Below are 24,411 nucleotides of genomic sequence, written 5' to 3'. Positions count from 1 at the left end.
ACAGTTACGCCTGGCGCGCACCCTGCCCTCTATCCACCCTGCCATGCCAGCAGATCAGCTTAGGCCAGTGGAGGCTCGCTCTACCGTTCCGGCTTGCATGTCGGGCCTGGCAGACTAAGCTCAACGTCATGGTTTGCCGCTTCATTCACCAGAGAATCACATGAATCATTTGAACCAATATAAGCCTGCTCAGCTGCAGCAGGTATTGGGCAAATTCAGTAAGGACTTGCGGTTGGTCGTCACGGACGTAGAGATACGAGAGGCGTTCACGGCAGCAGGCCTTGCACAGCCTACCGACAGGGGAGTCAAGCTGTTCCGCACCATGCTCAGTGCCGAGCGCGAAAAGACCACCGAAGCGCTTCTAATCCAGCTCGGTGACCGCTTCGATTATGAGCCTAAGCCCGGTGCGATTGTCGTGGCCTTGGAAGCCGCCGGGTACACCTTTTCCCGGCATTATCAGATCGCACTGATCAAAAGGCTCAAGGAGTTAAATTCGGAGCGGTGGGCAACTGCGGCCGCATCCGAGACCACAACCAAGCTCACAATGATCGAGGGCGAGAAAGCAATGTGGGATGCCCTTATGAAAGCATATAACATGAATTCCGTGGCGCTCGCATCGATGTTATTGCGGGTATTCGCAGTGGTGACAAGTACCGGTAAGATAAATCTCTTGGATGTGCCATATCTTGCGTCGTCCCTTAAGGACAAGGAGCTCAAACGGTATGCCGAGTCTCTTACGTTCACTGTTAAAAGATCCCGTAAATCCCGCGCCTAACCAGCGCTTTTAGTAAGGAAATTGTAATGCCAAAGAATTTAGTCGAATTCCTTTCGATGATGGATGAGCGTCTGTGGTTTCGTATGATCGTATGTTTCCTACCTGGCCTTGTTCTACTAAAGCTGTTCGGTTACTCGGCGGACGGGTCGTTCGCTGGTATGCTGACAGCGGCAGTGCTCATTATCGGAGTGGCCATCTACCTGCTATGGGGACGAATCAGGGGCATCTCTTCAGCAGGCGAGGGTGAAGAGGAGAACGAAGAAGAAAGCTTGGGATCGGACACGCTGGCTGTTCGTTCGGCGCCAGAGGTATCAGGCTTGGAGCAGCTCGCAGTGCTGAGAGAACTGCGAAGCTTGTGTGGCGAGGCCGAGCGTGAATCAGATCGCCTGATAGCGATGGAAATTCAGGTCAACCCGAAGATGAGTTTTTCCGAAGCTGCGCAAAGTGCATTAGCCAGACGACGGATTCTGGGCCAATAAAAAAGGCGCTCATCGAGAGCGCCTTTTTTATTACGTTCCGGTTTGGAAGTTTGATGTTGTCAGCCAGATTCCACCGATTAGCAGGACGATAATCGTCAACAGTGTAATCGCGGACAAGCTAAACGGCGCCAGCGGTAAAAACGCGAACATGCCGAACATCAAAACCATCGTGTGCATGGACGAATAGAAGAACACAGGATTCGAATTTTCGAAACGGTACTTCTTAGTCGCACGCACCATGAATCCATCCACGGCGGCGGGGATGGCCAGGACCAGTAGCGGAAGCAGGAAAATCGACTTGAGCGCGAAGAAGCGCCAAGTTGCCTTATAGAGCATGAGCCAGACGCCATGAATCCACGAATTCGAAAAGTCGAGGATTCCGCCTTTCGAAGTTCCGAAAAACTGCTGTGTTTTCGCCATGAAGCCGTTCTCGACAAACAGGGACGCGAACCGCTGATCGACCGTCTGCGTCATTGCTGCCACGTCCACGCCCAGGGCCGCGACCATTTCGACCTCGGACTGCGTCAAGGTTTGGTCAGGAACGACCAGCGGCACGAATATTAAAGCCAGGATTGGCAAAAAGAACGACCACAGGATGAAGTGGCTACCGAACGAATTTTGGACACTTACCGGATGGATAGCCATGACATCACGCCAGCTGCGTCGGATCGCCGATTAGCTCTGCTAGTGACGCCTGGTCAAGCAGTGAGGCCGGGATAATTTTCGTCATCAGGAAAGTGCTGGTGATCGGCTCTGCGATCTGGCACTGTTGCCGCTCCACCTCGACTTCGGCGCCCGGGTAGAGCGTCAGAAAGTCGGTGACGCTCGACACGAAAGGCATCCATGCAATCGCACCGCGCGGAGTCTCGACAATTACTTGCTGCGCGAACACTTCCTGGCTGTTCGATAGCAGTGAACGAACGAATGCAGCTCGGGCTGCCCGCGGCGAGTTTTCGTACTCTTCATAGGCGTCCATCGCCCGTTTAATTGCGCCCACGAGCAAAGGCTTTCCATCTGGACCGATCGAGACCATTCCAACGTATTCAGCGAACGCTGTAGCGATGTTTTCGATCATGGAGTCCATGACCCACAAGTGTTTTGCCTTCGACTGTTCGCCGGCGGCTTTGACCGCCTCAGCTAATATCTGCTTCTTATCCATATGGTCCTCCAGTGAGACTCTTTATACTTTGGCAATCATTGCATTATACTGCCAGATTGTCTGTAGGAAATTGTGCCGTTCGGTGTGTTTAGTTTCTTGTTCGTCTTATTGCAACAACGGCAGCCGCCCTTTGTAGAGAGTGCTCCCCGCTAAGAATGCAAAGTACTGCAGACCTGGTAGCCGGGTAAGCAAATCAGGACTTACGAAGGGTATCTCCACTTCGCTAAGGGCCCTTGCTGTTGAACCGCTGAATTCTGTGAACGATTTCGACGAGCCGCTGCCGGTCGTATGCGTCACGCGCACATCACGCGCAGCTGTCTTGCCGAACGAGGTGGCGATCCATTCAGCCATTTGCGGATCTTTGACGCGTAAGCAGAGAACGTTGTTCAGGTTGCCCAAGGCCTGGCCGGTTCGCGCATTCGATCCGAAGACGACGTCGAAGTCCGCGATCGTCTGGGTGGCGATGAAGGCCTTGATGCCGGCGCCACCACCCTTGTTCAGAATTTGGATGGCCTGCTCGTTCATGACCTCCGCGGCCTCATCGATAAACAGGTAGATGTCCTCGGGCTTGTCCTTGAAGTTATAGATCGCGCCGGCCACGCTAGCGAAGTCCGCCAACAAGATTGAGCCGATCGCGCTGCCTATGATCTTGTTGGAGAGGGAGTCCAGGCCGACGTACAGCACGGCGTTCTCTTCGATGATCTTCTGCGTGTCGTAGATCGGGCGCGTGTCGTTCAGGTCGAGAGGATCGGGCGAAAGCATCTGCCCCAGTTCGTCCGAGCCGAGCATTTCCAGGATCGGCTCCAGCACCTGAATCATCTTGCTGTAGTGTTCCTTCGAGTGGTTCACCATCGCGATCAATGCCTCGATCGCCTCGTCCTTGATTTTCAAGGAGAGGAATTTTCCGGTCATACCTTCCAGGCGCTCGGACTTGAACGGCGAAGTTTTACCGCGCTGCTGCTTTTCGACGAACGTGTCCAGGTCCTGATCCCATGCACCGCCCAAGCGCTGGTAGAGCGCCTTCTTGAGCAGGCTTTCCAGAAGGGGCTCAACGCCGTTCTGGACATATTCTTTCGCAGTGCGAATGTTCGGGCGCACGCCATCGGCAACCTGGGCGCGCATCACTCGGAACAGTGTCTTCCAAGCGAACGCGCCGAACGTGCCCTCGGCGTCGACGAGCTGGCCGATGCGCGTCGCTGCTTCCGCGACTGTGTTCCAGTTTGCCAGCGGATTCATACGAATCGACTTCGACGGATGGGCCGGATGGAAGTACAGGAACTTCCGGCCGGCGCGTTCGCATTCCTTGCGCACTCGCTGCTCCCAGTCTTTATCGCCCTTTGGATCGATGATGATCAGGATCTTTTTCGCGTGGACAATCTGGGTCGTCAACAGCTCGTATAAACGGGTCTTGCCGGCCCGCGTGGTGCCGACCACAAGGGTGTGGCCAGGCAACGCTTCGATCGGCAACGTCAGTTCTTCTTCATCAGGGCTGATGCCATGAATCCATGATACGCCGACACTGTCAGCTTTCAAGGGAACAAAGTTTTTGGGCTGGATTGCCTTGAGAATTGGCGGCGGAAGCCAGCTCGGCGGGCCTTGGATTTCGCCGGGGCTGCGGTACATGATCTGACGCGAAATTTCCGCGTGTTGCTGCGTCCAGCGAAAACCACGACCGAGCCAGAAGCCTCCCTTCCCGTCCGACTCTTTCCGCTTGGCGCCGTCCATTTTCAGGTGGCGTCGTGAGATTGTGAGGGCGTCTGCGACGGTGATCGTTTCGACCCGCAACGCAGAGAGTGACGCGCGAAAGCGATAGAGGTCGATGGCTTGCTTGCCTCGGTATGCCGCAGCACCGACGACTGCTGCTGCTGCTACCGGCCACATTGGTGGATGAAGCGCTGCCAGCAAGGCCGAGGAAGCTGCCCAGGACAGGCAAGACGGCAGCTCGTACACTGGCCGGAACATGTCGTGATAGGTACGTGACATAGGAGAAGTGGGCGGATTGAAAAGTTACTTGGGTTACTGGCTGATGAAGCGCTCACGCAATCCAGGGTGAAGGATCACGCCACGCGCATTGGATGACCTCCCAATAATGAGTTCGGCATCGTCCATCATCTTGCGGATTGAAGCGCCTGATACTCCGAACATGCCGAGCATGGAAACAGGGACTTCGATACCGTCGCTATTCATCACCAGCTGATCCTTCAAGACATGGAACTGCTGATGCTGCTTAAGTGCGCTGAACCACTCGCGCAGAACTTTGTTGGCGCGTGCAAGCTTTTCCTCACCATCGTTCATCGCACCGATCGCCGATTGCGGCGAGTCGGATTGCGGCGGCGCTGCAACCGCGGCAGGAGAAGCTGCCGGGGTGGGCGATGCGGAATGGGTTGCGTCGGTGGCCGCGGGTGCTGTCGACGCGTCCTGTGTCGCGTTAGCTGGCGCTGTCGTTTGGGCTTGGCCGGCGGATGCAGGCGCCATCATCTCGAGCGGGTTGGCCAGGATCGTGGGATTGGCAGCGGCGATCATCTTGCCTGCCACCTTTTCCGCGTCAACCGGCGATACGCTCGCGACGTTGGCTTCGGGGATAAACGTGCCCGCCTGCTTGGCCCGATAGTGATCCAGGACCCCTTGTGCTGCCTGCCGAACCACTCGCGCCATGGTTGATTCGACGCCATTCATGGTCGTCTTCGGGTTGATGGCTTCGTACATCATGAGCACGGCTCGCAAGTCGAAATTCGCGAGCAGCCGCTTGGGTACGAAGTTAGCTGCAATCGCTGCGCAAGCTTGGGCACTTAACGGGGCGGCCGAGGTCCGCCAGGTGAACTTTGCTCCGGGGTGTTCCGCGAGCCAGCTGACAAAAGTTCCTTCCACGCTGAGCGGGTGGTATTCATCGTCGCCGGCGCTCAGACTGCTGGCTTCCGCGACTGTTGCTACCGCGGTCGAGAGCGTCGCGAGAAATGCCATGTAGCGGCATTGGGGTTCGAGCATTCGCCGTTCTTCCGCGCCTAGCGCGGGGTAGAAAATCACTGTGCCTGCGTAGCGATAGGCGACCATCGCCGCAGTGAGGCCAAACTCCCACGCGCCTCGCGGAGAGGCGAAAGCGGAAGACGTCAGCGGTAGCCGCTGTACATGGTCTGCGTAAGCACGCAGCACCGGCATACATAGCGCAGTGAACTGGGCGTCAGTCAGGCCAGCGGCAGTCTTGATCGCATCGACGGCGTCGTGCGAGCTGGCGATGAGCTCGGAACTTGAAATGGGGAGCAGCATGTTATCCATGCTGGAATTATCTTGGCCCGTCTCTGGCTCTCACAAACGAATGTTCACAGATTATTTCAACCAGTCGAAATTTTCGTCGGCATGGAGAGAGCGGATTGCCTGTTGCCGAGATCGAACGCTGCGCTCCCTTTTTTTGCATGGACATGATGTCCAGCAACAAAAAAGCGTAAGTAGCTGATCTGTATAGTGAAACCGAAAACGGCCTGCATTTCTCGCGCCTTGTTTTTGCTTCTCCCGTGCGCAAAAATGCTCTTTAGTCAACAAAGTTGACGTGCATACTACGGATTTCGGATCTTGCCAAGTGGGTAGCAATGTTTGGCAAAAAAACGACGCTTTCAGACACACAATTTCTCCAAGGATACATTTTGTCGTTGACGCCACGTAGGAACACACCTACGCTTGCGGTCTAGAAAGAAACGTTTGTTCAGTTTCTTTTGGTACGGTTTCGATGGAAATGCTCCAATACAAAGAGCTGTAACTGCGCTGTTCAGCGAGTCCTACACGAAAGTCCAACCGTTTCATAAATGTTGCCTCGGGGGAATGAGGCATACTTTTTCACGCCTCTTGAACTGTTAATTGGACACGCTATGTTAATGATGACTCCCGCAGCACTACACTCGGATGTAGGCGCCTTGCGCACTGAAACGTCTGAATTGCTGAGTGGTTTGCCTGCGGAAGATAAGATGCGCCTGAGCATGGCGGTAAGCGAATTCCGCTCGGCCGGGCGTCGCCTCATTGGCGAGCTTTTCGTGATGACCCAGCAGCTTTGCTTCATGCGCGACATCCTGGGCGACCGCTTCCGCGGCTTTGTCGAAAGTGAGTTGGGCCTGTCGCCACGCACGATCTCGCGCTACATGCACATCAACAAGGTACTCACGACGCACTTCATGGTCAACGGCCAGGTCGACGTGAAAGAGGCGAATGCCTTTACCCAACAGGCGCTGGCGCTGCTCTCTCCTACCACCGACACGGACGTCGTCGAAGAATTGCGCACACTGGCGTCGCAGGGCAAGACCATCGACCACAAATTGGTTATGGAAGTCATGAATGCGGCCGAGGCTGACGCAGTCGCCCAGCTCGCAAGCGCCCAGGCCGACCTGACTGCCAAGACGCGTGAACTGTCCGACTTCCAGACGCAGCGTGAAGTCGAGCGTGCCCGCAACCAGCGCGAACTGGAAGCCCAGGCAGAACTGTTGCGTCGTGCCGAGCAGCGCCGTAAAGACCTCGAAGACGAGATCACGAAGCTGCGCTCGCAAGAAACGCAGATTCGCTTTGAAGAAAAGCAAATCGTGCCGCCGGGTTATGCGAGCGTCGAGGAAGCGATCAGTGCCAAGAACCGTGAACTCGAATCACTAACAGCGCAGCGCGATGCAGTCACCGCCGACATCGGCACCCTGACCGAACAGCAGAAGAAGCTCCAGGAGGCCGTCCAGCAAGCGAACGCCGGCGCCTCGCAGTTCCTGGCGATGAAAGAGCAGGCCGATACCCTGATCGCCCAATTCCCGATCGCGCTGCTGAAATCCCTCTCGGACAAAGACCCGAACGTGAAGGCTGCAATCGCATCCCTCGGTGAAACGTTCATGCTGTTTGGCCAGCAGCTGGCCAAAGCGGGTTCATAGGAGGAATCGTGAACGACAACATCCCAGTAGCAAAGGCCATTTTCGATACGCACAGCTTCGTGCGCAAGAAAATCGAAGCCGCCAACTTCGCCGTTGTAGAGGCACTGGTGGCCATGGTCGAGTATCAGGATCCCCTCGCGCCGGCCGTGTTCGGCGCAAGCGCAGAAACCCTCAAGAAGCTGGCCAGCATGGACAAGGCGAAGCTAAACGCGCTGCTGATGACGGGCCTGCCTGTTTTCCTGCTGCACATCGCCAGTCCTGAGTTCAAGGCTGCGCTCGAGGGATCGGGCAGCGAGGACGCCCTGCTCCGCGCTCTGCTCGAATCCTATTCCGAACAACTTCCAATCACCTCACTGTAACCGTCGACCATGCAGAACACGACAGGCAATCTGGATCACAAAGCTAGCCTCGCCTATGCGTCGAAGGTGGCTATCGCTCAGGCAAACGCAGCGATGGGCGCAAGGGCAGTCACGCTGACCTCGGTTGCACGCACCAAGCCTGCCGATTCGCGCGCTATCTACAAGAGCGTGACCGGCAACCAGTCTCAATCGGGGCAAACGCCGACGAACCATGAGTGGTTTTTGCAGAGCCGTACCTTGCGCCTGCATTCGGCGATGCTGCTGCTGATGTACGCGGCCTATCGTGAAAAGCATGAGCCGCTGCCCGACGCACATGGCATTGCCTTCACCCTGAGCTACAGCAACTACCTCGGCGTATGCCGCGGTGAGGCGCTAATCAGTCCAGAGCGATTCGCCCTGTTGGCCGGTAACGGTTTCAGTATCGGGTGGCGTGACATTCCGCGTGGCGGCGCGTCGAAGTTCCCATACCAGAACGTGAAGGTTATGCGTTGCCGGAAGTGCAAGATTCCGCACCTAGTCGAGTCGCACTTTGTTCGCCATACGTGCTCGGAATGCCTCGCTTAAGTAAACGGCGCCATGACCGAAAAAGCCCCGCAGATTGCTCGCGGGGCTTTTTTGTATCAGGATGCCGGCTTTGCACCCCGCCAGACTACCGGCAGTGGTACCGGACTGAATTTCAGGCTGCCACGTGACGCCCGCCGTCGACCTGCAGGCATGCACCGGTCACGAACGGGGCGGACGTTAGATAGTCCACAGCGCCCACCACATCGCTCCAGTCACCGATCCTTTTAAGCGGCGTTCTCGCTACAGTGTCGGCGCGATCTTCGACACTGTAGGTCGCCTCATCGACTGGCCATTGCAGCGTTCCAGGGAGCACTGCGTTGACGCGCACAATCGGGGCCAGCTCGACTGCCAAGCTTTTCGTTATCGAGATGAGCCCTGCCTTGGCTGCTGCGTATGCCGAGAAAAACGGAACGCCAGCCGTTGCTTGTGCGTCGGCGATGTTCACGACGCATCCGGACGCCTTCTGGAGCATCGGTAGGCACTGCTGGATCAGGAAATAGGGCCCGAGAAGGTTGGATTCGAGCAGCCCGGCGAATTGGTCAGGCGTGGTGTCCTGCAGCGCAATGCGGTTGAACGTCGAGGCGTTGCACACGACCAGGTCGAGGCGATCGGTATGTCGTTCGGCCCACTGTTGGATCAACGACGCGTTGCTGCGCGACGATACCTGCGCTCGAAGACAGTGGACGTTCTCTCCCAGCGAGTCGGCCAATTCCATTCCAGCCTGGTGCGACCATTGGGAGGTGAACAGCACGCGCCACCCAGCTCCGGCGTAGTGTTCAACGAGGGCACGGCCGAGGCGTTTCGCGCCACCAGTGATGAGGACGGTTTTCATAATGGTGCTGGCTCCATGGCGTGACAAGCAATCCCGCACCGCTCGCTCGTGCGAATGAACGACTGCACCATCATTGCGATGTCGGTGACCCAGAACGACCCGTACTCGGTCATTTCAAAAATCGGTTCCGCGGAGAGCCCCGTGGTGCAGTTTGCCTTCGGTTGAACGAGCGTTCTGCTCTCATCGGTCATGCACGTCGCCCAGATCGAAACACCGTTTTCGATAGGTTCGTAATTTAGCTGCCAGCCGACCTTTGCAGCGCCACCGAAGCAGAACGCAAACGCATCCTGGGCCTTGTTCGGTTCGAGGCCGGCCACGTAGGCAATAAAGAACAGGCGCGGGCCATTGGCTCCGAACCAAAAGGAGAAGTCGCCCTGTGCGGTGCTGAGCGTGTACGTCCGGCCGGTGAGAACGTAGGAAGTCTCCTTGATCGTAACGGTCGGCATTTGGCCGTCCGAGGCGACAATGCGCTTGCAAACGGCTGTGAGGCCATCAAAGAGTGCGGCAGCTTTTCTGTTTGTGGTGGTCATGCAAATCTGTCGAATGTGGCCAGGGCCGGTCAGCGGTAGAAGCAGGTGGTGCCTGCTGCAGTGAGCGATCCTATCCCGCCGGCTGTGATGAATTCGGCCAAATGCACGGCTATTAAACTCGCCATTTGCGGATGGCCGTTCTGGCTGCAAGGCCAGCTGCGATGGGCAAATAAAATGCCCGAGCGTCCCACGCGGGATCGATCGGGCACTTCAAAGTTAGTTTAGGGCTTCGTAAACGAAAAATGCCCGACCTACCCTTGCGGGAGAGGTCGGGCATATTCGAAGTCGGCAAAGATGGCCGAGATGCTTAACGCAAGCTCAGGCTCATCTGCACAGGAACAGTTTTCACTGCACCACCCCGGCTGGGGTCGTATGGCAGGTTCGATACGAAAGTATCGCCCTGGTATTCATACGTCACGCGGTAGCTGCTGATGTGCTGCTCGGAACGCTGGACCCACCGGCAGACTTGCTGCGGCTGGGCCGAACGCTGCTGAGCGAGGCGGTCGCCGGTCATCGCACCCGTGACTGCGCCGAGCGCGGTCAGGGCGAGCTTACCGTTACCGCCGCCTGCTTGGCTGCCCAGGAGAGCGCCGGCGATGCCGCCGATCACGCTGCCCGAGTTCACCGCACCAACCTGCTGCGGCTGGTCGTTGTACACCATGTCGCAGACCTGCTGGTTTTGCACACGCTCCGCGTACACCGGAACGACGTTAGTGATGTTGGCCAGTACATCTTTCGCATGTGCACTGAACGAAGCCGCTGCAGCGACGACGAAGAGAAATGCCAGCGAGAAAACGTTTTTCATGTGATGCCTTTCTATAGAAATAGATCGGCCTACCGAGATCGATAGGCCGTTGCGGGGGATATTGCGCTTAGAAGCGGATCGACTTGGCTGGTGCCAAGTTCGGAGCGCCCTTGAAGATTTCAGGCGTCGGCAGCTGCGCGACAGGCTTGACGACTTTGGTACGGGTCAGAGCCTTGCGAAGTTGCTTCAACGCGGCCTTTGCACAAAAGCGCAAAATCGGCCAGACGATCTTCATCGAAACCCAGATCACAGCGCAGATGGGCAGCGCCAGGAGGAAGGAGACGACGGAGGTGTAACGCTGCTCGAGATTGCTTGGTTGCTTTTTCATGATTTCCCTTAAAAGGTTAGTTGTGCAAAGGTGGACATGTCGCCGAGGCGGTGTCCTTGTGGTAGTGATGCAGTTGAAGCGCGAACGAGCTGGAAGGCTCGTTCGTTCAGGTCTTGCGGGGGATTTGCGCTTCGACGATGCCCGTGACTTCCGAGCCGACCTCGAAGGTGGCGCCGGCGAACGGGGTCAGATCGATCGAATCGCAGTATTGCAGGAAGTCTTGCTCGTTGCTGAGGTCGATGCTGTTGTACATGTGAACTACTCCAAATAAATGCCGCAGAGCGACGGGATAAAAGGAGTAAGCCGTAACGGCTTTCCAGTGGGTCTGGAAAGCGGAAGGGAGTCAGGAGGATGCTGGTGCATCGGAGTGAAGCACCAGCTTGGCGATTAAGCCAGTTTCACGAAAGCTCGCACCGAAGTGTCGAACTTGAAGTTTGCATCGAGGAATTGCTTCATCGCTTTGTAGTGGCTCTCGGACTCACGGCGGCAGATGTCCATGAATAAGCCCACGCGCCCCATTTTTGCAGGCTCGAAGTCAGGATGCGAGGTAATTACCACGAACTCATCCAGATTGCCTGCCTGCAGTGCTACTTCTGCTGGAGTCATGCCATAGTCGTTCTTGGCGTTGACATCAAAGCTTGGATGCCAGCCGGTGGTTTGAAGATTACCGGCCAGTTGGTAATTGTTGTTCATGAAATGCTCCTAATAAATCCCGCGAGGCGGTGAGAAAAAGGAGTAAGCGGAAGCAGCTTGCCGATATGGATCGGTAAGCAGAAAGTTACTTTGGCAGCCCGAAGGCGCGGGGTTTGCGGTACGTGGCGCAGCTGGTGCCGCGATTTTTGAAGTGCTAACAAGAGCACTGGATGCTTGTACAAATATGCCGAAAGCCGACGATGTTGATTGTACACCGAATATTCCTCAGGGCAACAGACAGACCCTAAAAAAAGGGTCTGTCCGGTGGTTAAACTGGTTGGCTACGCATACGCCGGCGACTGCTGGCGTACGAGAGGCGCAGGTTGCATGACCGGCCGGGCTGCGGTCGGTGGGTTCGTTGCCTGCGGAGCGACCCGAGGCTCCTGGTTCTGGATCGCAAGCCAGACGTCCGCAAAATCGGTCCCCTCTTTTGGCGGGATTTTGATTTCGACGACATAGCCCAACTTCTCAAGCCGCTCCTTGAGCAGCAGCGCGAAGTGCTCGCCAGGCCGGTAGTCCTTCTTCACATCAAGATGGTCGTGATCCGCGAAAATGATGACCTTGTCGAATCGCCCTTTGGGAATGTCGGCCAGCGCCAGGTTTCCGCAGTTAAGCAGCGACCAGACGTTGATGCGGTAGCGATACCCGGTTGCGACAGCCAACCCGGTTTCGATTCCTTCCGTCAGTCCAAGCGTCCGGCTTTCCGGCACATCGACCAAGCGGATTGCAGCGCCGTCGAGCTTGCGAATCCCCTTCATCTGCTTCTTCGGGTCTTCGAGTGGCGCCTTTTCTCCTTTCGATGTCAGGTACGTGCGATGCAGCGTGATCGGATGACCAGTTGCATCGACGGCCCGAGCGACCATCGTCGGGAAAGTGCCGCGGTTGATCAAGCGGCCGCCCTCGTCTTCTTCGAAGAATTTCAGGCCAGGATGGAAGCGGATGTCCGGACTGATCTTTGTAAGGTCACAGCCTGGTACCCGCTTGCGCAGGTATAGCGAGACGGGATCGGTTCCGGTCAGCGCGAGGCAGCCAGCAGAGACCCGTACCAGGTTGCCGCGGTTCTTTTTCACCTGCTCCGGACTGAAGTCGGTGTCTTCGAACGTGAAGCGTTTGATTGGCGTATCCGAGCTGATGCCGCAAGTTCCATCGTCGAGGAACTTGAGGATCTCGACCTTGGACATGCCTGTGTACCGCTCGATCAGCGTGTAGCCGTTGCCGGCGCCGCACTGTTGGCAATACCAGGTGCCCAGGCCACCCTTGTTGTCGAAGCGGAAGCGCTTGCCCCCGCGCTTGCCGTCGTAACAGAGCGGGCATGGGCCTGCCTTGTTCAACCTCAAGCAATTTCTGTCAATTCCTGCGGCGACCAGTTTCTTTTCCCAGTCCACCTTTGCAAAGTCGATTCCCATATGCCCTCACTGCCACGTTGTGGCGAATAAAAATAGGGTCAGGCACTCTGTCGATAGAGGCTTTCGTGAGACATGGGCATCTCAAGAAAACCGGAAGGTTTTCTTGGTACCGCCCGAAGGCGGCACCAGGTACTTGCGGGTTAAAACTCGATCGTTTGCATTGCGCACGCCGATTTCGCGAAGGGGATGTCATCGTCAAAATCGTTGTGCATCGAGCCAGGACGCGGCCCGGGATTCGGAGGCGAACCACCGGCACCACCACCAGTTCCCTGCCGCGGCTGCGGTGGAGATGCTGGCGCTGGCGTTGGTGACGCTTGACGTGGCGCCGGGCGCGGAGCCGGGCGCTGCTGCTCGTAGCCGCTGTCGTGATCGCCCGCACCGTCATCCCCGCCGCCGGCACGACCGCCGAGCATTTGCATGTTCTCGGCGATGATGTCGGTCGCGTAACGTTCGATACCGTCCTTGTCCGTGTACTTGCGGGTTTGCAGACGGCCCTCGACGTACACCGACGACCCCTTTTTGAGGTACTGGCCGACGATTTCAGCCAGGCGGCCGAAGAACGAGATGCGATGCCACTCGGTGAGCTCCTTCTGCTCCCCGGTGTTGCGGTCCTTCGACTTGAACGAGGTGGCCACAGCGATGTTCGCGATCGCGTCGCCGCTCGGCATATAACGGATTTCTGGATCGCGGCCGAGGTTGCCCAAGACGATTACTTTGTTGACTGATGCCATGTTGGTTTTCCTGAGTTTTTAGAGTGTTTCGATTGCGAAGTGGTTGCGGTTGCGCGGTTCCATCTTGCCGTTCACTTCGACTTCAAAGTGGTGCTTGCCGAGCAGCTGGAGCCGCACCAACTGGCCTTCACGCAGGTCCATGTCGGTGACCAGGTCAGCAAGGTGTTCACCGATGAATTGCTTCTCGTATGAACCCGTTTCCGAGCGCAAGGTCATCGCATAAGTGGTGTAGGGCTTCCGGCCTTCGCTCTTGATCTGCGTGGTTCCGAACGACACGATCTTCCCGGTGAAGGGAACGCTCTTGTTGCCCGTCGCCGGAACGATGTTGAGCGATGCGGTCGAGGCTGCCGGCGCTGCTGGCTTGGGCTTCACCTGTTCTTCTTCGACCTCCGGCGCCGGCACTTTAGCCGACGCTTTGGCTGGTCGATTTGGGGCTTTCGATGCCGCACGCTTCGCAGCGTCGGATTCCAGTCCGTTTTGCCGTACCCACTGGATTGCGCCATCGATGTCGTACACCAGCGCAGCGCCGTCGGCGATGGCGGGAGTGAAATCGATAGGCTTCAAGTGGCGCAGCTCGCGGCAGATGATGCGAATGACCTGGGCCGAGTGGTACTGGTAGAAGCTGATTTTGCGTCCTCGCACTTCTGCGCTGTGGACGCGGTCAGCGACCAGGTACTGCAGGTTCGGGGTGATATCTGGCAAACGCTCGCCGGCGGGGGGCGGTGGTGCTTTTTTCGGGTGCTGCTTTGATTTACTGGCGAAGGCGTTGGCGATGCGGCTGCCGATTGCTTCAAGGGTGTCGAATGGGAAGGTCAGCAGTGTGAATGCTAAGTCTCCCGGCTTTTTAGGGGCCTGGGGGTTGAGGCTCATGGGATTCTCCGAGAATGCCGAAATTCGGCGGTAGCAAGGAGTGAGCTTTTTGATAGCTCTCCGATACGTGCGTATCGAACAGCTGGAGTGGAGGGTACAACTATGCCGGAGGCCGACATAAATATCTTACAGGAAATCTTTGTAAAGTAGAAGTCGTCTGTCCAGGATGGGAGAAGAAACCCGGCGCTTTCGCGCCGGGGTGTTGGATTTACAGTTCGGCTACCATGATCTTGTGATCTGCCATCTCCCACAGTTCCGGCGTGTGGGTGATGAAGAACTCGCGTTCATAGCCGCCTTGCTTGAGAACGGCACGCTTCATCTGCATGAACGTGCGCTTGGCTTCCGGGTCGAGCGCACCGTCAGTTTCGTCGGTGAACAGGGTTTCGCAGCGTGTCGTACTGGACTGCGATGCATACAGCGCCACAGCGCGTGTCAGGCACTCATTGACGAGAATTTCCTCGCCGCCCGACATGTCGCCCAGACTCTTTTCAGTGCCCCGGTGTCCGTCGAATACCTTCACATCGAAGGTCTCCTTCATCATCCCGGTTTTCGTCTCGCTCTGCGTATCGAGGCGTACGATAAAACGCCCTTCAAAGCAGTCCGAAAGCAGGCTGTTGCAGATGGCGGCAATCTCCGGCCCTGAGTCGTCGATACTCAGCGCAACGCAGCCATCGTTACCCAAGCCCTTTTCAGCGAGCTTCCACTTTGCGATTTCTTCCTGCAGGCGCTCGGCTTGCTCTTTCACCTGTCCCGAGCGCGCAACCAGCGCACGCGCGGCCTCAAGCTTCCCGATCAAACTTACTTTTTGCTCGGTAAGGGAACGCGCCCTGGCCTGAACTTCGACCAGTGCGGCGCCAGTCCGCGAGACAGCACTTTGGTAAGCTTCTACCTCGGCGTCGCTTACGGGCTTCTCGAGCTTCGCAAGCCGGTCTTGCAGCACCTGTTGTTCGGCCAGCGCGTTCGTTTCTATGAGGGCCAGTGCCTGCGCCTTCTCCGATTCAATCGCAGCCAGCGCGTTCGTTGCTTGCGTCAGGCGGTCGGTGGCCGCGGCGATGACTTGCCGCTGTTCCTGGATCGACTGAGCCAGCACCGGGAGGCGCGCCTCAGCATCAGCAATGAGAGGTGCACGCGCAGCCACGCGGTTGTCGGCGTCAAGTGCAGTAGCCGCGGTCCTCCGCTTCTTCTGCGCGTCACGCACTTCCGCCTCGATCTTGTCAAAGCCGGCCACCTTGGATTGGAGGTCCTTCACCTTCAAGGCGATCTCCTGGTAGGCCGCACGCTTGGCGCTTTGTTCGGCCTGGTGGGCCGGGACATCGCGCTTCGCGTTATTTGCCTGCTCCATCAAGGGGCACGACAGTTGCATCTCCGAGCCTTTGCACGGCACCTTTTCAACCAGCGCTGCGGTTTCCGTCAGCTTCTGGATGACGATGGTCTTTGCTTGCCCCTCGCTGGAGAGCTTGGCCTGCTGTGCGATGAGCACGTTCAGCTCGGTGCGCAGCGCGGCAGCGCCAGCCAATGTGGCCTGGTCAGCATCAACCGAAGCGTCGATCTGCTCGATCAGGCACTTGTGCTCCGGCAGGCGTGCCACCGCTTGCGCGATCGCATCCTTGTCGGCCAGCACGGCGTTGAGCCTGCGCACTTCGGTTTCGCTTGACTGCACGCTGTTCTGCGCAGTTGCGATCGCAGCCCTGGCGCTGGTAGCCTCGGCTTGATGGCGGTCTTGATCCCGTGCGAACTGGGTGCTGACACTTGCCTTGCTGCTGGCAGCCTTCGTCACGACCGAGCCGATCTGCTCGTTCAGGAAACGAACTTCCTCGGCGGTGTTTGCCTGTGCATCACGCTTGGCCAGAAGCCCAGCCAATGCCTCACGCGCACCGTTGACGTTCGCATGTGCCGCGACTTCATCGGCTTCAACGGCGCGCATGCGGCCGTCGACCTCAATGACCTCGCGCTCAAGCACAGCGGCAGTGTTGTCGTGGTCCCGGGCTTCAGCCAGTTCGCTGTTGAGTCCATCGAGCTGCTGGCGCAGATACTTGCCAACCTGCCCTGCTTTCGCAGCCAGTTCCCGGTAGCCCTGCAGGTTCAGCACCGAAGCCAGAATCGACTTGATGTCTCCAGCCCCATAAGATGCAATGGTCTTGCGTCCCTGCGCGCTGAAATGCGCCGTGAAGAACTTCTCAGGCGGCCCCAGGATCGCGTCCACCAGGTGATCGTAGGTGGACGACTTCCCATCGGACAGCGTGCCATCAGCGAGCTGTACCGGTGTCCAGTCGCCCTTCCCCGCATCCCACTGGTACAGGTAGCAGTCGGACTTCTGGGTCTTGCCGGTGGTCTTGAACGACAAGAGCGTCCGATAGCGGATGCCATCGTTTTCCCAAAGCAGTTCCTTCATCGCTGTGGCGCCGTGAATCTGCGTCCAGTACGAGAAACCGCCCGGGCCCAACGTGCTCGAGCGCGAAGGCATGACGCGGTATGGGTGGAGCGAGTCGAGGATCGTGCTTTTGCCGGCGCCGTTGGGGCCGACCAGGGCGACGAGTGCTGCGTCTTGAGGGATTGTTTGAAGATCGAGTACCAAGCTGTCACGGCCAAAGGCAGCGAAGATGCCGGTAAAGCCTTGCAGTGATAGTTTCAGTGGTTTCAATTGAGCTCCATCCCGCATTGCGGTGTTAGTAATGGAGTCAGCTGGCGAACAGCTTGCCGATGGATGCATCGGGAAGCAGAGAGTGGAAGGTACAACAATGCCGCAGGGCGACAGCGCCATGATAGCAGCTTATTGCATCAAATCAAGGGAAGACCGCTGCACCCGCCGACATGGCGTCGGCGGGTGGGCGGCTTATTGCAGTTTCGGGAAGCGAGTAATGCGATGCTGGTCGAGCACGTAGTTCCGTACAGGCCACCCGTATCCGGCACTCACTTCAGCGCCGTACTGGACGGCATCGTCGTACTTGCCGAAGTCGCCGACGCAGTCCAGGCCGCCCTCTTTCAGGTGGACATAGACCGAGAACGACGTCGGTGTGATGTTGTCGATTTCGTAGCAGGTTCCGTTGTCGGTACCGGATGCGAAATTGCGCACGCCATGAACTTCCACGGCATCGTATTGGTGCGCGTAGCAGCCGATGATCGAGTCCGCATAACGGTCGAAGATCTCGACCGGCGGCTCAACGGCAGGTGCTGCGGTTTGCAGGGTTGCGCCGGCGGGCGCTGCGAGTTGAAGGGCGTTGTTCATCTTGTTGTTTCCGTGAGTACGGTGAATGAAATCGGCCCGCGCGAGGCGGGCCGTTGCAGGGTCAATCTGTTGCAGGACTATCAGGCCTTACGCATTGCGGCGAGGCGGTCAGCGAGCGTTTTCGTGACGCCGTTCTCGACGGTGACCAAGGCCACGTCGAACCAACGCGGCACGCGGTCCACCAGGTAGGCGATCGCATGCAGCACGGCGCGCAAGACCAACTTCGTCAGCACGATGACGCGTGCGCTGATCGTCGTCGACAGTGCGCGGCCACCACGGTTCGAGCGAACCCGCCCCGGAGTGAAGCGGCCGCTCCAGGCCAGGCCCGACGCGTTCACTTCCTTGCGGATGCGGAGCTTGAAACTGGCACGGTTGAGCTCTTTGTGTTTCTCGCAATGCGCCTGCTCAACGGCGAGCAGATAGGCGATGTCCGCATGAGCGATGTCCAGTTGTTCTTGCAGCCGCTTGCGACCCATGATTGCGTGGCCAGCGAGCGCGGTGAAGATCGTAGTGAGCATGCCAATAACAGCAGCGATGAGGTCGATGTCGTTTTTGTCGAACATGAGTTGCTCCAAGTTTCTGCCGTAGAACGGCGAGTTGCAGGATGGGAAACGCGCGAGGCGTGGGATGGATGCCGAGAGCCGGCGGGGAAAAAGCTTGAGCTGTGCTCATCGATGCGCGGCATCGAAAAGCAAGTAACTTTGAAGACGACGCCCGAGCACCAATCCCATGAGGGAGAGGTGTCGGGTGGCGTGTTTTAGGCGGCGAGCGCCAGCGTGATCGGTTCCAGCCATTCAACCCGGCTGTATGCGAAGAGCGAGCCAGCTTTCTTGGTCACCGCTTGCTGCCCCCATTCCTGCAGGGCTTCGCGATCGATCTTGCTGATGCCAGCCATCGGCGTGAGCGCGATTTTGTAGATCGGCTTTTCAAACGTTCCCTCGCGGGTGATGACACAGGTGCCGACGCGCGACTCGTTTCGGTACAGCCAGAACGAATCAATCGGTCCGACCATCCGGTAAGGAATCGGCGTATTGACCAACGCTGCGAACGCTACGCGATCCACTTCTTTCAGGGTGAACTGCTCCGGGCCGTTACCGACCGACAGCAGGTAGAAGCGGTCGTTGTTGGCGAGCCGCGTCACGTAGGTCGGAAGCTCGTTGAGCGTCTGATGGATGCCGAGTGGCGCCGCGTGGGTGTGGCTATCGCCGACCATCCAGGCATATTTCAGTCCCGGCGTGGCGAAGCGTTCCAGCATCGCCATGTCGATTTCCAGATCCTTCGGGTGGCGCTGCAGCAACTCCAGGTTGTACTTGGCGATCTCGCGCTTGAATGCTTCGATAATTGCTTGGATCATGATTTCCTCGTAGATGCCGCAGTGCGGCTTTTAGTGTTGTGCGTTTTGTGCGTAGGCGGCCAGCGCGAGATGCGTGGACGGATGCGTGTCGTTCGACGCGAACAGGCGGTTGACCGTGATGACCGCGAACGGCTCACTTTCAGTTCCGTCCGCGTCGACCATCACGTAGTAGGCTTCGGGGCCAAAACCCCGCAGACGCAACCACTTACCGTCGATCTGCTCGAGATCGGATCTGCTGTCGATGCTGTCGTGTTCGCAGAACTCGGCCATGATGGGCGAGGTCATCACACCGGTCGGGCCCTCTCGGCGCATGACCACAGGGCCGATGCGCTTGCGGTCGTCGCGGATGACGCTTTCGTTGCCCTCTTCGGTTTCGACTGCAACCTTGCCGCCCGCGACATCGACTATCACCGTTGGCGCCAGCTTGCCGCTTCGCAGAAGGCTGGCCAGCTTGAGAGCCGCATCTTCCGGGCTATCGGCGTCGATTTCGTGTTCAAACGTAAGTCGGTGCGTTACCATAATTTTTCTCCTGATGAACGAACGGCCGCTCGAGGCGGCCGCGTCATAAATTGCATTGGGGTGAGGTTCTAGAACCCGATATCTTCGAGTTCCGGTTCCGGCTGGATTGCTGGGGCTGGCTGGCCTGATGGTTCAGGTGCCGGGAGCCCGGGGCGTTTGTTTGTGAGGGCGAAGGCGCTTGCGATATCTTCCGGCGCCATCGTCTGTAGCATGGAGAGCCGTTCGGCCAATCCATCTTTTGGCGTGCTCGTGAAATCGCACCATTTCATGAAGCGTTCCTCGACCGAGGTTAGCGTCGAGATGCCGGCGCAGCGCTGGCGCTGGATCGTGAGCACTTCGCCCTCGATCTTGACTTCGGCGGCCGTGCCCAGGATCTGCTTGATGGCTTGCCGATCGACGGTCTTCACGAACTCTTCATCGACCGAGTACTTGACCCGAACAAAGGCACCGCGGCACTGCTCCGCGACGGTGGCCAGCTGCTCCAGGTTCGGCACCCCTTCGAAGGCGATCTCGATCATGCGTTTCGACGGCGTTTGCACCGGGGTGAAGTCGGCCGTGTCGGCTGAGACTTCCCAGATGAGGCAGTATTTCTCCCCCAGCTCCCCATAGTGATAGCGCCCGATCGAGCCCGGATACGCGATGCGCTGCGTGCGACCATCATGTTCACGCGTCCATTGCTGGTGCATGTGAATGTGGCCGAGCATCGTCGCGCAGGTGTTGGCCGAGAACAGCGCACCAATCGAGAACTCGTGGTCGAGGCCTGCCATCGGCACGCCGTTTTCGTTGAGCGAACCGTCGACGGTGCCGTGACTTGCAAGTACCGTGGGAATACCTCGGCGGCGCAGCGCAGCATTAGCTGGTCCGAACAGCCCGAGAAGCGCCGCGATGTGATTCCCCATTTCGACACTTGCGTTGTCGGCGCCGACGACCAAGGCCAGTTCAGCCTTGTTCACGGTCGGCACGCTGGTAATAACCAGGTCGTATTTCACGTCGGTGTAGGTCGGGTCGTATTCAAGCCACTTCCCTTCCGACAGACCGATCATGCCGATCTTGTCCGAAACGATAATCGGATGACGCGCACCGATCATCTCCAGCATCTTGAGCAGGCCAACCGGCTCGTGCGAGAAGGTCCCCTGCAGCAGGAACACCGGGCAGTGATCCGCCAGCTGCTTGATGCGTTTTGCCAGCGCCAGCAATGCCGGCGAGTGGCCGTCCAGCGCGTGGTCTGTAGAGTCGCCCGTGATCATCGCAACAGCGACGTTCTGGGCGATTGCCTGTTCAACTGCATGGCCGAAGCATCGATCCGCTTCAACCAGATTGCCTGGGGAGTAGTGCAGGTCCGAGGCGTGCAGGATTTTCAACATAGATTCTCCCAAATATGCCGAAGCTCGGCGTGTAAATGGGGAGAGCGCGAAGGCTCATCGATGCAGGTGGCACGGATGAACGTTGGGTGCTGCCGCCGCCCCGGTTGGGGGCGGCCGTGAATTCGAAAGTCAGCGGATCAGTGGAAGATCGCCGTTTTGATGTCGCTGCGCGCGGCCTGGCGGGCAGCTTTGCGACGTGCGCTGTCGCAGCCTTTCGGGGCTTGCTTGCGCGGCTCGGGCTGGCCAGCGTGGATTGCGTCGGCTTCGATGCGGTAGCTGCGTTTGTGTCCGTATGCTTGCATGGTATGAACTCGCTTAAAAGGTGGTTGGCCACACGTCGGTTGGCGTTGGCAGAGGCGCTGGGATCGGAGGCGCCGAGGGCGCAGCTGGCGCTGCTTTGAAGATGTCGTTGAACGAGTCGGCCAGGCCGGGAGCTTGGGCGAACAACGCCGAGAGGATCGTGGTCATGGGTAGCTTTCAGGGGGATGGGGTGGGTAGGTCCGGGTTTGGGGCAGGACGCCTGTTTCAGTTAAAGCTCCAGTTGGAGATGTCGAGGTAGTCGGAGATCTTGTCTTCGCATACCTGCGCATGCTGGGCGCCGACGATCGTGGATAGAAGGTGCACCAGGCGCTTGAGCTCCTTGCGAAGGCTGCGCCCCACGATGCGGCGCACGCGGTGCGGGTCGAACCCGAGCACATCGCACACCCACTCGATGGTTACGAGGCCTCCGTCTGGATTGAGGCTGTAGAGCCAGATCAGCGCGTCAAGCCTGTTCAGGTCCGACTGGCTGGTCTTGTCGCTGGCGATGGAAGTTTGCCCGAACAGGTCAGGCTCGACGTCTTCGGACTTGCCCTCGATGTCCCACATCATTCGCAGGAACATGCGCTTTGCCAGGATGGTTTCCGGCGTGTCGCTCGCCTCGATTGCTTCCAGATCCACTGAGATAGGCTCGTCGGGATCGACAAGCAGCTCGTCGGCGGCCGGCAGCGCTTGCGCGGAAGCCGAGAGGGTTGGCTTGGGCTGGTTGACCAGTCCAGGTTTGACAGGCTTGACAGCTTTTGCTGGCGACGCAGGAGCGTCGTGCAGCGGTGCCGGGCCAGGTGGCGTTGCCTTGCTGGCTTTCGGTGGGTTGATAGGAATTTCATCGACACCGCCGAAGATGTTTGCCTGCAGGACCACAGCCAGCCCTTTAGAGGCGACTGGGTTTGTTGGGTACATAGAACCTCCAGTAAATGCCGCAGGGCGGCAATAGAAAGAGGTGTCCTGAGAAGGATCTGCGCTTGCGCAGGGCAGATACGTGAGATGCGAGAAGGAGACTTGCGCGGCGCTGACGGGCGCCTACAATGGGGACATTATTACTTGAGGGAACTATATGGCAGCAGATTTGAACGCGATGGGCGACGAGGCTTACGCGCGGTGGGCGGAGCAGATGGGAATCGATCTCGACACGACCACGCCGAACGAGGAAAACATCGTAAGGCTGTTCAGCGAGACGATGCGGGAGACAGACCCTCTGGCGAAGGCCAAGGGCTTTGTGGACGTGGCCAACATGGCGTTGGCAATGGCCGACAAGACCCTGGGTTCCCAGGTTCCTGTCGCCAAATGCTTAGTGCTTGACCTGCACTGATCAGTTCAGCAAAGCGAGCTTTGCCATCTTCCGTGCTTGCTGCACGTTGCGGAAGACGCGATCATTCTCGATGCAAGGTTCATTTTCGATCTCGCCAATTTCGTCCAGCACTTGCTGGGCGGTGGCGGGGTTTTTTGCGAAGGCGAACAGGCGCTGCCAAAACTCGAGCTCATGGACCGGGTAGAGGGAGTAGCGCTGACCGTCTTGTGGTTGATCCAGGATGGCCTGGTGAGCTGCGATTGCCGATTGGTTCAAGATGGTTTTCATACACTACTCCTAATAAATTCCGCATGGCGGGTTAAAAAAGGAGTAAGTGGCAGCGTCACTTGTCAATGCAGGGCATAGACAAAGGAGCTTTTCTGCAGGGGTACAAATATGCCGGAGGCCGACAGCGTTAATTTACAGCAACTTATCTTTGGTGTCTAGCATTAACTGCGTTGAGTTGCGCGCCTCGCGAACGGCAAAAACAGGGTTTCGTTTTTGCAGGCCGGATCTCAAAATCTCCTAGAAATCAACGGCCTATTGTTCTTGGCCGATGGACGCCGTGTCCATCGTTGGCCGTTCTTCCCTGCCCTTCGGCGCGATCGATAGGATCAAGAAGCCGAACGAGAAGCGCTCGATCCCGACGCCGAGCTGCTGGCCAGCGCGCACGACCGGGGCGGATTCAGGTTATCGAGGCAGGTTTCCTTCTCAACTGACTCTAATTCCAACACTGCTGGCTGATTGCAGCCTTTACGCTCAACCGCAGGCTCGACCTCGAGCGCCACTGCCCCTACCCTCTCGGCGTCGCCACCGGCCCATGCCGCCACCGCAAAAAGCCAGCCGAGCGGGGCAGCAACAAGCGCCGCGACGATCGCGACTGCCGACAGCGGCATGGCTACCCAGCGGCGGAGCCAAGACGTCGGGTAGCGCCGGCCGAACTCAGCCGCGAACACCTGCGACCGCTTCATGCGCAGCAAGACGTAGGGCGAGCAGACCAGCACCAGGCAGCTTCCGGCGCCCTGATAGGCAGCAGCATGATCGAAAACGAACCGCGCACCGTAATGGTTGAGCAGCAGCAGGCCGGCCAGGACGGCGAAGATGGCGCCGGTCAGCAGGACCGGCCTACGCATGTAGTGCCTTCGGTGTGAGAGCGTGGCCATCAGCACCCCAGCTTCGCCAGTTCAGCTGCGATGAGCTTCATAGCCCGGCGCAGATATACGACGCAGAAAAGCAGAGTCGCTGTGCAGGTAGCCAAGGTAATGGCGGCCAGGGCGAGCGTGCTCGCGAAGTCCATAGGGGTGAGCAGGCATACAGCCGCCACCGAGATTAGCGCGGCAACAAGAAGTTGATTGTAGGCGTGCGTGCCGCGGAGGTTGGCCAGCGCCTGGCTGTAAATTTCCCCGTGCATGTCCGGCGAAAGCGATCGAATCTCATCGCACTGATAGTAGATGCTGAGCCGCCGGTGGCGACCAGCTGCGGAAGGACTCAACCGGTGCAGCCGAATCGCTGCGGCAATCTCGGCAGCGATGTCCGCTGCCTGTCTTCGTTTCAACATAGGCGCTCCAGGTCGACGTCGCACGACGCCGTAGAAACCAAAGCCGAGAGTATGGAAGCGCCCCCTGCCAGCGGCCTAACGAATCGTGCCGCATTTCCCTCCCCATTCATCCCACTGACCAAGACCGACCCGGGCAATATTCGCTCGCCCTCCATATAGAGCAGGGCAGCACGCTGCAATATGGGTAACTAATCCACCGTTAGACGACCCAACCATTCCCTCCAGATACGCCTCGGGCTGCTCTACGTCCGAACGTCCGTGGCGGCTCGACCGGCCCCAGTGCTAAAAGAGCCTAGAGAGCAAAAAGAGCAAAAAGAGAGCAGAGAGAGTCCCCGGCCCCCACCGGAGACGGCGGCGGTAG

General features: G+C 58.2%; 30 protein-coding genes. 6 read left to right on the top strand and 24 right to left on the bottom strand.

What is annotated here, in order from left to right; translation table 11 throughout:
• Window positions 1-160 precede the first annotated feature (160 nt).
• Window positions 161-775, top strand: a complete 615-nt coding sequence (locus FG94_RS08920) for a hypothetical protein (protein ID WP_152570915.1) — start codon at window positions 161-163, stop codon at window positions 773-775.
• Between the two features lie 26 nt (window positions 776-801).
• Window positions 802-1,254 carry a hypothetical protein gene (locus tag FG94_RS08915; RefSeq protein ID WP_036210012.1) on the top strand — a complete coding sequence of 151 codons (453 nt, stop codon included), beginning with the start codon at window positions 802-804 and terminating at the stop codon, window positions 1,252-1,254.
• A 30-nt stretch (window positions 1,255-1,284) separates the two neighbouring features.
• Here FG94_RS08915 and FG94_RS08910 read toward each other — a convergent pair whose 3' ends face one another.
• The 4 genes from FG94_RS08910 to FG94_RS08895 form a co-directional block, all read right to left on the bottom strand.
• Window positions 1,285-1,899, bottom strand: a complete 615-nt coding sequence (locus FG94_RS08910; protein ID WP_036210008.1) for a DUF4400 domain-containing protein — start codon at window positions 1,897-1,899, stop codon at window positions 1,285-1,287.
• 4 nt (window positions 1,900-1,903) lie between these two features.
• A complete protein-coding gene (locus tag FG94_RS08905; RefSeq protein ID WP_036210005.1) occupies window positions 1,904-2,413 on the bottom strand; it encodes a hypothetical protein in 510 nt (169 codons plus the stop codon).
• 105 nt (window positions 2,414-2,518) lie between these two features.
• A complete protein-coding gene (gene traD / locus FG94_RS08900) occupies window positions 2,519-4,396 on the bottom strand; it encodes a conjugative transfer system coupling protein TraD (protein ID WP_036210002.1) in 1,878 nt (625 codons plus the stop codon).
• Window positions 4,397-4,429: 33 nt separating this feature from the next.
• Window positions 4,430-5,686: a TraI domain-containing protein gene (locus FG94_RS08895; protein ID WP_081925883.1), complete on the bottom strand. Its 1,257-nt coding sequence runs from the start codon at window positions 5,684-5,686 to the stop codon at window positions 4,430-4,432.
• 683 nt (window positions 5,687-6,369) lie between these two features.
• On the opposite strand from FG94_RS08895, the gene FG94_RS08890 reads away from it, so the two are divergent.
• The 3 genes from FG94_RS08890 to FG94_RS08880 are packed head-to-tail and all read left to right on the top strand — an operon-like array spanning window position 6,370 to window position 8,228.
• Window positions 6,370-7,305 (top strand): hypothetical protein, encoded by a 936-nt coding sequence (locus FG94_RS08890; RefSeq protein ID WP_036209996.1) that lies wholly within the window; start codon window positions 6,370-6,372, stop codon window positions 7,303-7,305.
• A gap of 8 nt (window positions 7,306-7,313) precedes the next feature.
• Window positions 7,314-7,664, top strand: coding sequence for a hypothetical protein (locus tag FG94_RS08885; protein WP_036209993.1), 351 nt, complete (start codon window positions 7,314-7,316; stop codon window positions 7,662-7,664).
• Between the two features lie 9 nt (window positions 7,665-7,673).
• The gene (locus tag FG94_RS08880; RefSeq protein WP_036209990.1) at window positions 7,674-8,228 is read left to right on the top strand and encodes a FlhC family transcriptional regulator; all 555 of its coding nucleotides are present in this window, start codon (window positions 7,674-7,676) and stop codon (window positions 8,226-8,228) included.
• A 112-nt stretch (window positions 8,229-8,340) separates the two neighbouring features.
• Here FG94_RS08880 and FG94_RS08875 read toward each other — a convergent pair whose 3' ends face one another.
• The 17 genes from FG94_RS08875 to FG94_RS27215 all read right to left on the bottom strand — a co-directional run bounded on the left by FG94_RS08875 (window position 8,341) and on the right by FG94_RS27215 (window position 22,104).
• Window positions 8,341-9,060 carry an SDR family oxidoreductase gene (locus FG94_RS08875; protein WP_036209989.1) on the bottom strand — a complete coding sequence of 240 codons (720 nt, stop codon included), beginning with the start codon at window positions 9,058-9,060 and terminating at the stop codon, window positions 8,341-8,343.
• Window positions 9,057-9,590, bottom strand: coding sequence for a hypothetical protein (locus FG94_RS08870; RefSeq protein WP_152570914.1), 534 nt, complete (start codon window positions 9,588-9,590; stop codon window positions 9,057-9,059). The genes FG94_RS08875 and FG94_RS08870 overlap by 4 nt, the downstream gene beginning before the upstream one ends.
• Window positions 9,591-9,897: 307 nt before the next feature.
• On the bottom strand, window positions 9,898-10,395 hold the full coding sequence (locus FG94_RS25935; protein WP_051996361.1) for a glycine zipper 2TM domain-containing protein: 498 nt from the start codon (window positions 10,393-10,395) through the stop codon (window positions 9,898-9,900).
• 67 nt (window positions 10,396-10,462) lie between these two features.
• Window positions 10,463-10,723 (bottom strand): hypothetical protein, encoded by a 261-nt coding sequence (locus tag FG94_RS08860; RefSeq protein ID WP_036209984.1) that lies wholly within the window; start codon window positions 10,721-10,723, stop codon window positions 10,463-10,465.
• Window positions 10,724-10,829: 106 nt separating this feature from the next.
• Window positions 10,830-10,976 carry a hypothetical protein gene (locus tag FG94_RS27645; protein ID WP_161783957.1) on the bottom strand — a complete coding sequence of 49 codons (147 nt, stop codon included), beginning with the start codon at window positions 10,974-10,976 and terminating at the stop codon, window positions 10,830-10,832.
• Window positions 10,977-11,110: 134 nt separating this feature from the next.
• Window positions 11,111-11,416, bottom strand: coding sequence for a hypothetical protein (locus tag FG94_RS08855; protein ID WP_036209981.1), 306 nt, complete (start codon window positions 11,414-11,416; stop codon window positions 11,111-11,113).
• 281 nt (window positions 11,417-11,697) lie between these two features.
• Window positions 11,698-12,822 (bottom strand): toprim domain-containing protein, encoded by a 1,125-nt coding sequence (locus FG94_RS25930; protein WP_051996360.1) that lies wholly within the window; start codon window positions 12,820-12,822, stop codon window positions 11,698-11,700.
• A gap of 140 nt (window positions 12,823-12,962) precedes the next feature.
• Window positions 12,963-13,553 carry a single-stranded DNA-binding protein gene (gene ssb, locus FG94_RS08845; protein ID WP_051996359.1) on the bottom strand — a complete coding sequence of 197 codons (591 nt, stop codon included), beginning with the start codon at window positions 13,551-13,553 and terminating at the stop codon, window positions 12,963-12,965.
• 18 nt (window positions 13,554-13,571) lie between these two features.
• Complete coding sequence (locus FG94_RS08840; RefSeq protein WP_152570913.1) at window positions 13,572-14,423, bottom strand: hypothetical protein; 852 nt, start codon at window positions 14,421-14,423, stop codon at window positions 13,572-13,574.
• A 208-nt stretch (window positions 14,424-14,631) separates the two neighbouring features.
• Window positions 14,632-17,064, bottom strand: a complete 2,433-nt coding sequence (locus FG94_RS08835; RefSeq protein WP_036209976.1) for an SMC family ATPase — start codon at window positions 17,062-17,064, stop codon at window positions 14,632-14,634.
• Between the two features lie 192 nt (window positions 17,065-17,256).
• Complete coding sequence (locus FG94_RS08830; RefSeq protein WP_051996358.1) at window positions 17,257-17,649, bottom strand: hypothetical protein; 393 nt, start codon at window positions 17,647-17,649, stop codon at window positions 17,257-17,259.
• A gap of 80 nt (window positions 17,650-17,729) precedes the next feature.
• Window positions 17,730-18,212, bottom strand: a complete 483-nt coding sequence (locus tag FG94_RS27870) for a hypothetical protein (protein WP_200879962.1) — start codon at window positions 18,210-18,212, stop codon at window positions 17,730-17,732.
• Window positions 18,213-18,406: 194 nt separating this feature from the next.
• The gene (locus FG94_RS08820) at window positions 18,407-19,003 is read right to left on the bottom strand and encodes a hypothetical protein (RefSeq protein WP_036209973.1); all 597 of its coding nucleotides are present in this window, start codon (window positions 19,001-19,003) and stop codon (window positions 18,407-18,409) included.
• Window positions 19,004-19,033: 30 nt separating this feature from the next.
• The gene (locus FG94_RS08815; protein WP_036209970.1) at window positions 19,034-19,522 is read right to left on the bottom strand and encodes a hypothetical protein; all 489 of its coding nucleotides are present in this window, start codon (window positions 19,520-19,522) and stop codon (window positions 19,034-19,036) included.
• A 68-nt stretch (window positions 19,523-19,590) separates the two neighbouring features.
• Window positions 19,591-20,886, bottom strand: coding sequence for a hypothetical protein (locus FG94_RS08810; protein ID WP_152570912.1), 1,296 nt, complete (start codon window positions 20,884-20,886; stop codon window positions 19,591-19,593).
• A gap of 137 nt (window positions 20,887-21,023) precedes the next feature.
• Window positions 21,024-21,188, bottom strand: coding sequence for a hypothetical protein (locus FG94_RS27640; RefSeq protein ID WP_161783956.1), 165 nt, complete (start codon window positions 21,186-21,188; stop codon window positions 21,024-21,026).
• A gap of 223 nt (window positions 21,189-21,411) precedes the next feature.
• Window positions 21,412-22,104, bottom strand: coding sequence for a hypothetical protein (locus FG94_RS27215; protein ID WP_152570911.1), 693 nt, complete (start codon window positions 22,102-22,104; stop codon window positions 21,412-21,414).
• Window positions 22,105-22,258: 154 nt separating this feature from the next.
• On the opposite strand from FG94_RS27215, the gene FG94_RS08800 reads away from it, so the two are divergent.
• The gene (locus FG94_RS08800; protein ID WP_036209964.1) at window positions 22,259-22,513 is read left to right on the top strand and encodes a hypothetical protein; all 255 of its coding nucleotides are present in this window, start codon (window positions 22,259-22,261) and stop codon (window positions 22,511-22,513) included.
• On the opposite strand, the gene FG94_RS08795 is transcribed toward FG94_RS08800, so the two are convergent.
• The 3 genes from FG94_RS08795 to FG94_RS08785 form a co-directional block, all read right to left on the bottom strand.
• Entirely contained in the window at window positions 22,514-22,780 is a 267-nt protein-coding gene (locus FG94_RS08795; RefSeq protein WP_036209961.1) for a hypothetical protein, read from the bottom strand. It lies immediately after the preceding gene.
• 326 nt (window positions 22,781-23,106) lie between these two features.
• The gene (locus FG94_RS08790) at window positions 23,107-23,625 is read right to left on the bottom strand and encodes a hypothetical protein (protein ID WP_152570910.1); all 519 of its coding nucleotides are present in this window, start codon (window positions 23,623-23,625) and stop codon (window positions 23,107-23,109) included.
• A gap of 29 nt (window positions 23,626-23,654) precedes the next feature.
• Window positions 23,655-24,050, bottom strand: coding sequence for a hypothetical protein (locus FG94_RS08785; protein ID WP_036209955.1), 396 nt, complete (start codon window positions 24,048-24,050; stop codon window positions 23,655-23,657).
• Window positions 24,051-24,411: the final 361 nt, after the last annotated feature.

This window comes from Massilia sp. LC238 (assembly GCF_000735635.1).
GTDB classification, from domain to species: Bacteria; Pseudomonadota; Gammaproteobacteria; order Burkholderiales; family Burkholderiaceae_D; genus Telluria; species Telluria varians.
This window is presented reverse-complemented; position numbering and strand designations above follow the sequence as displayed.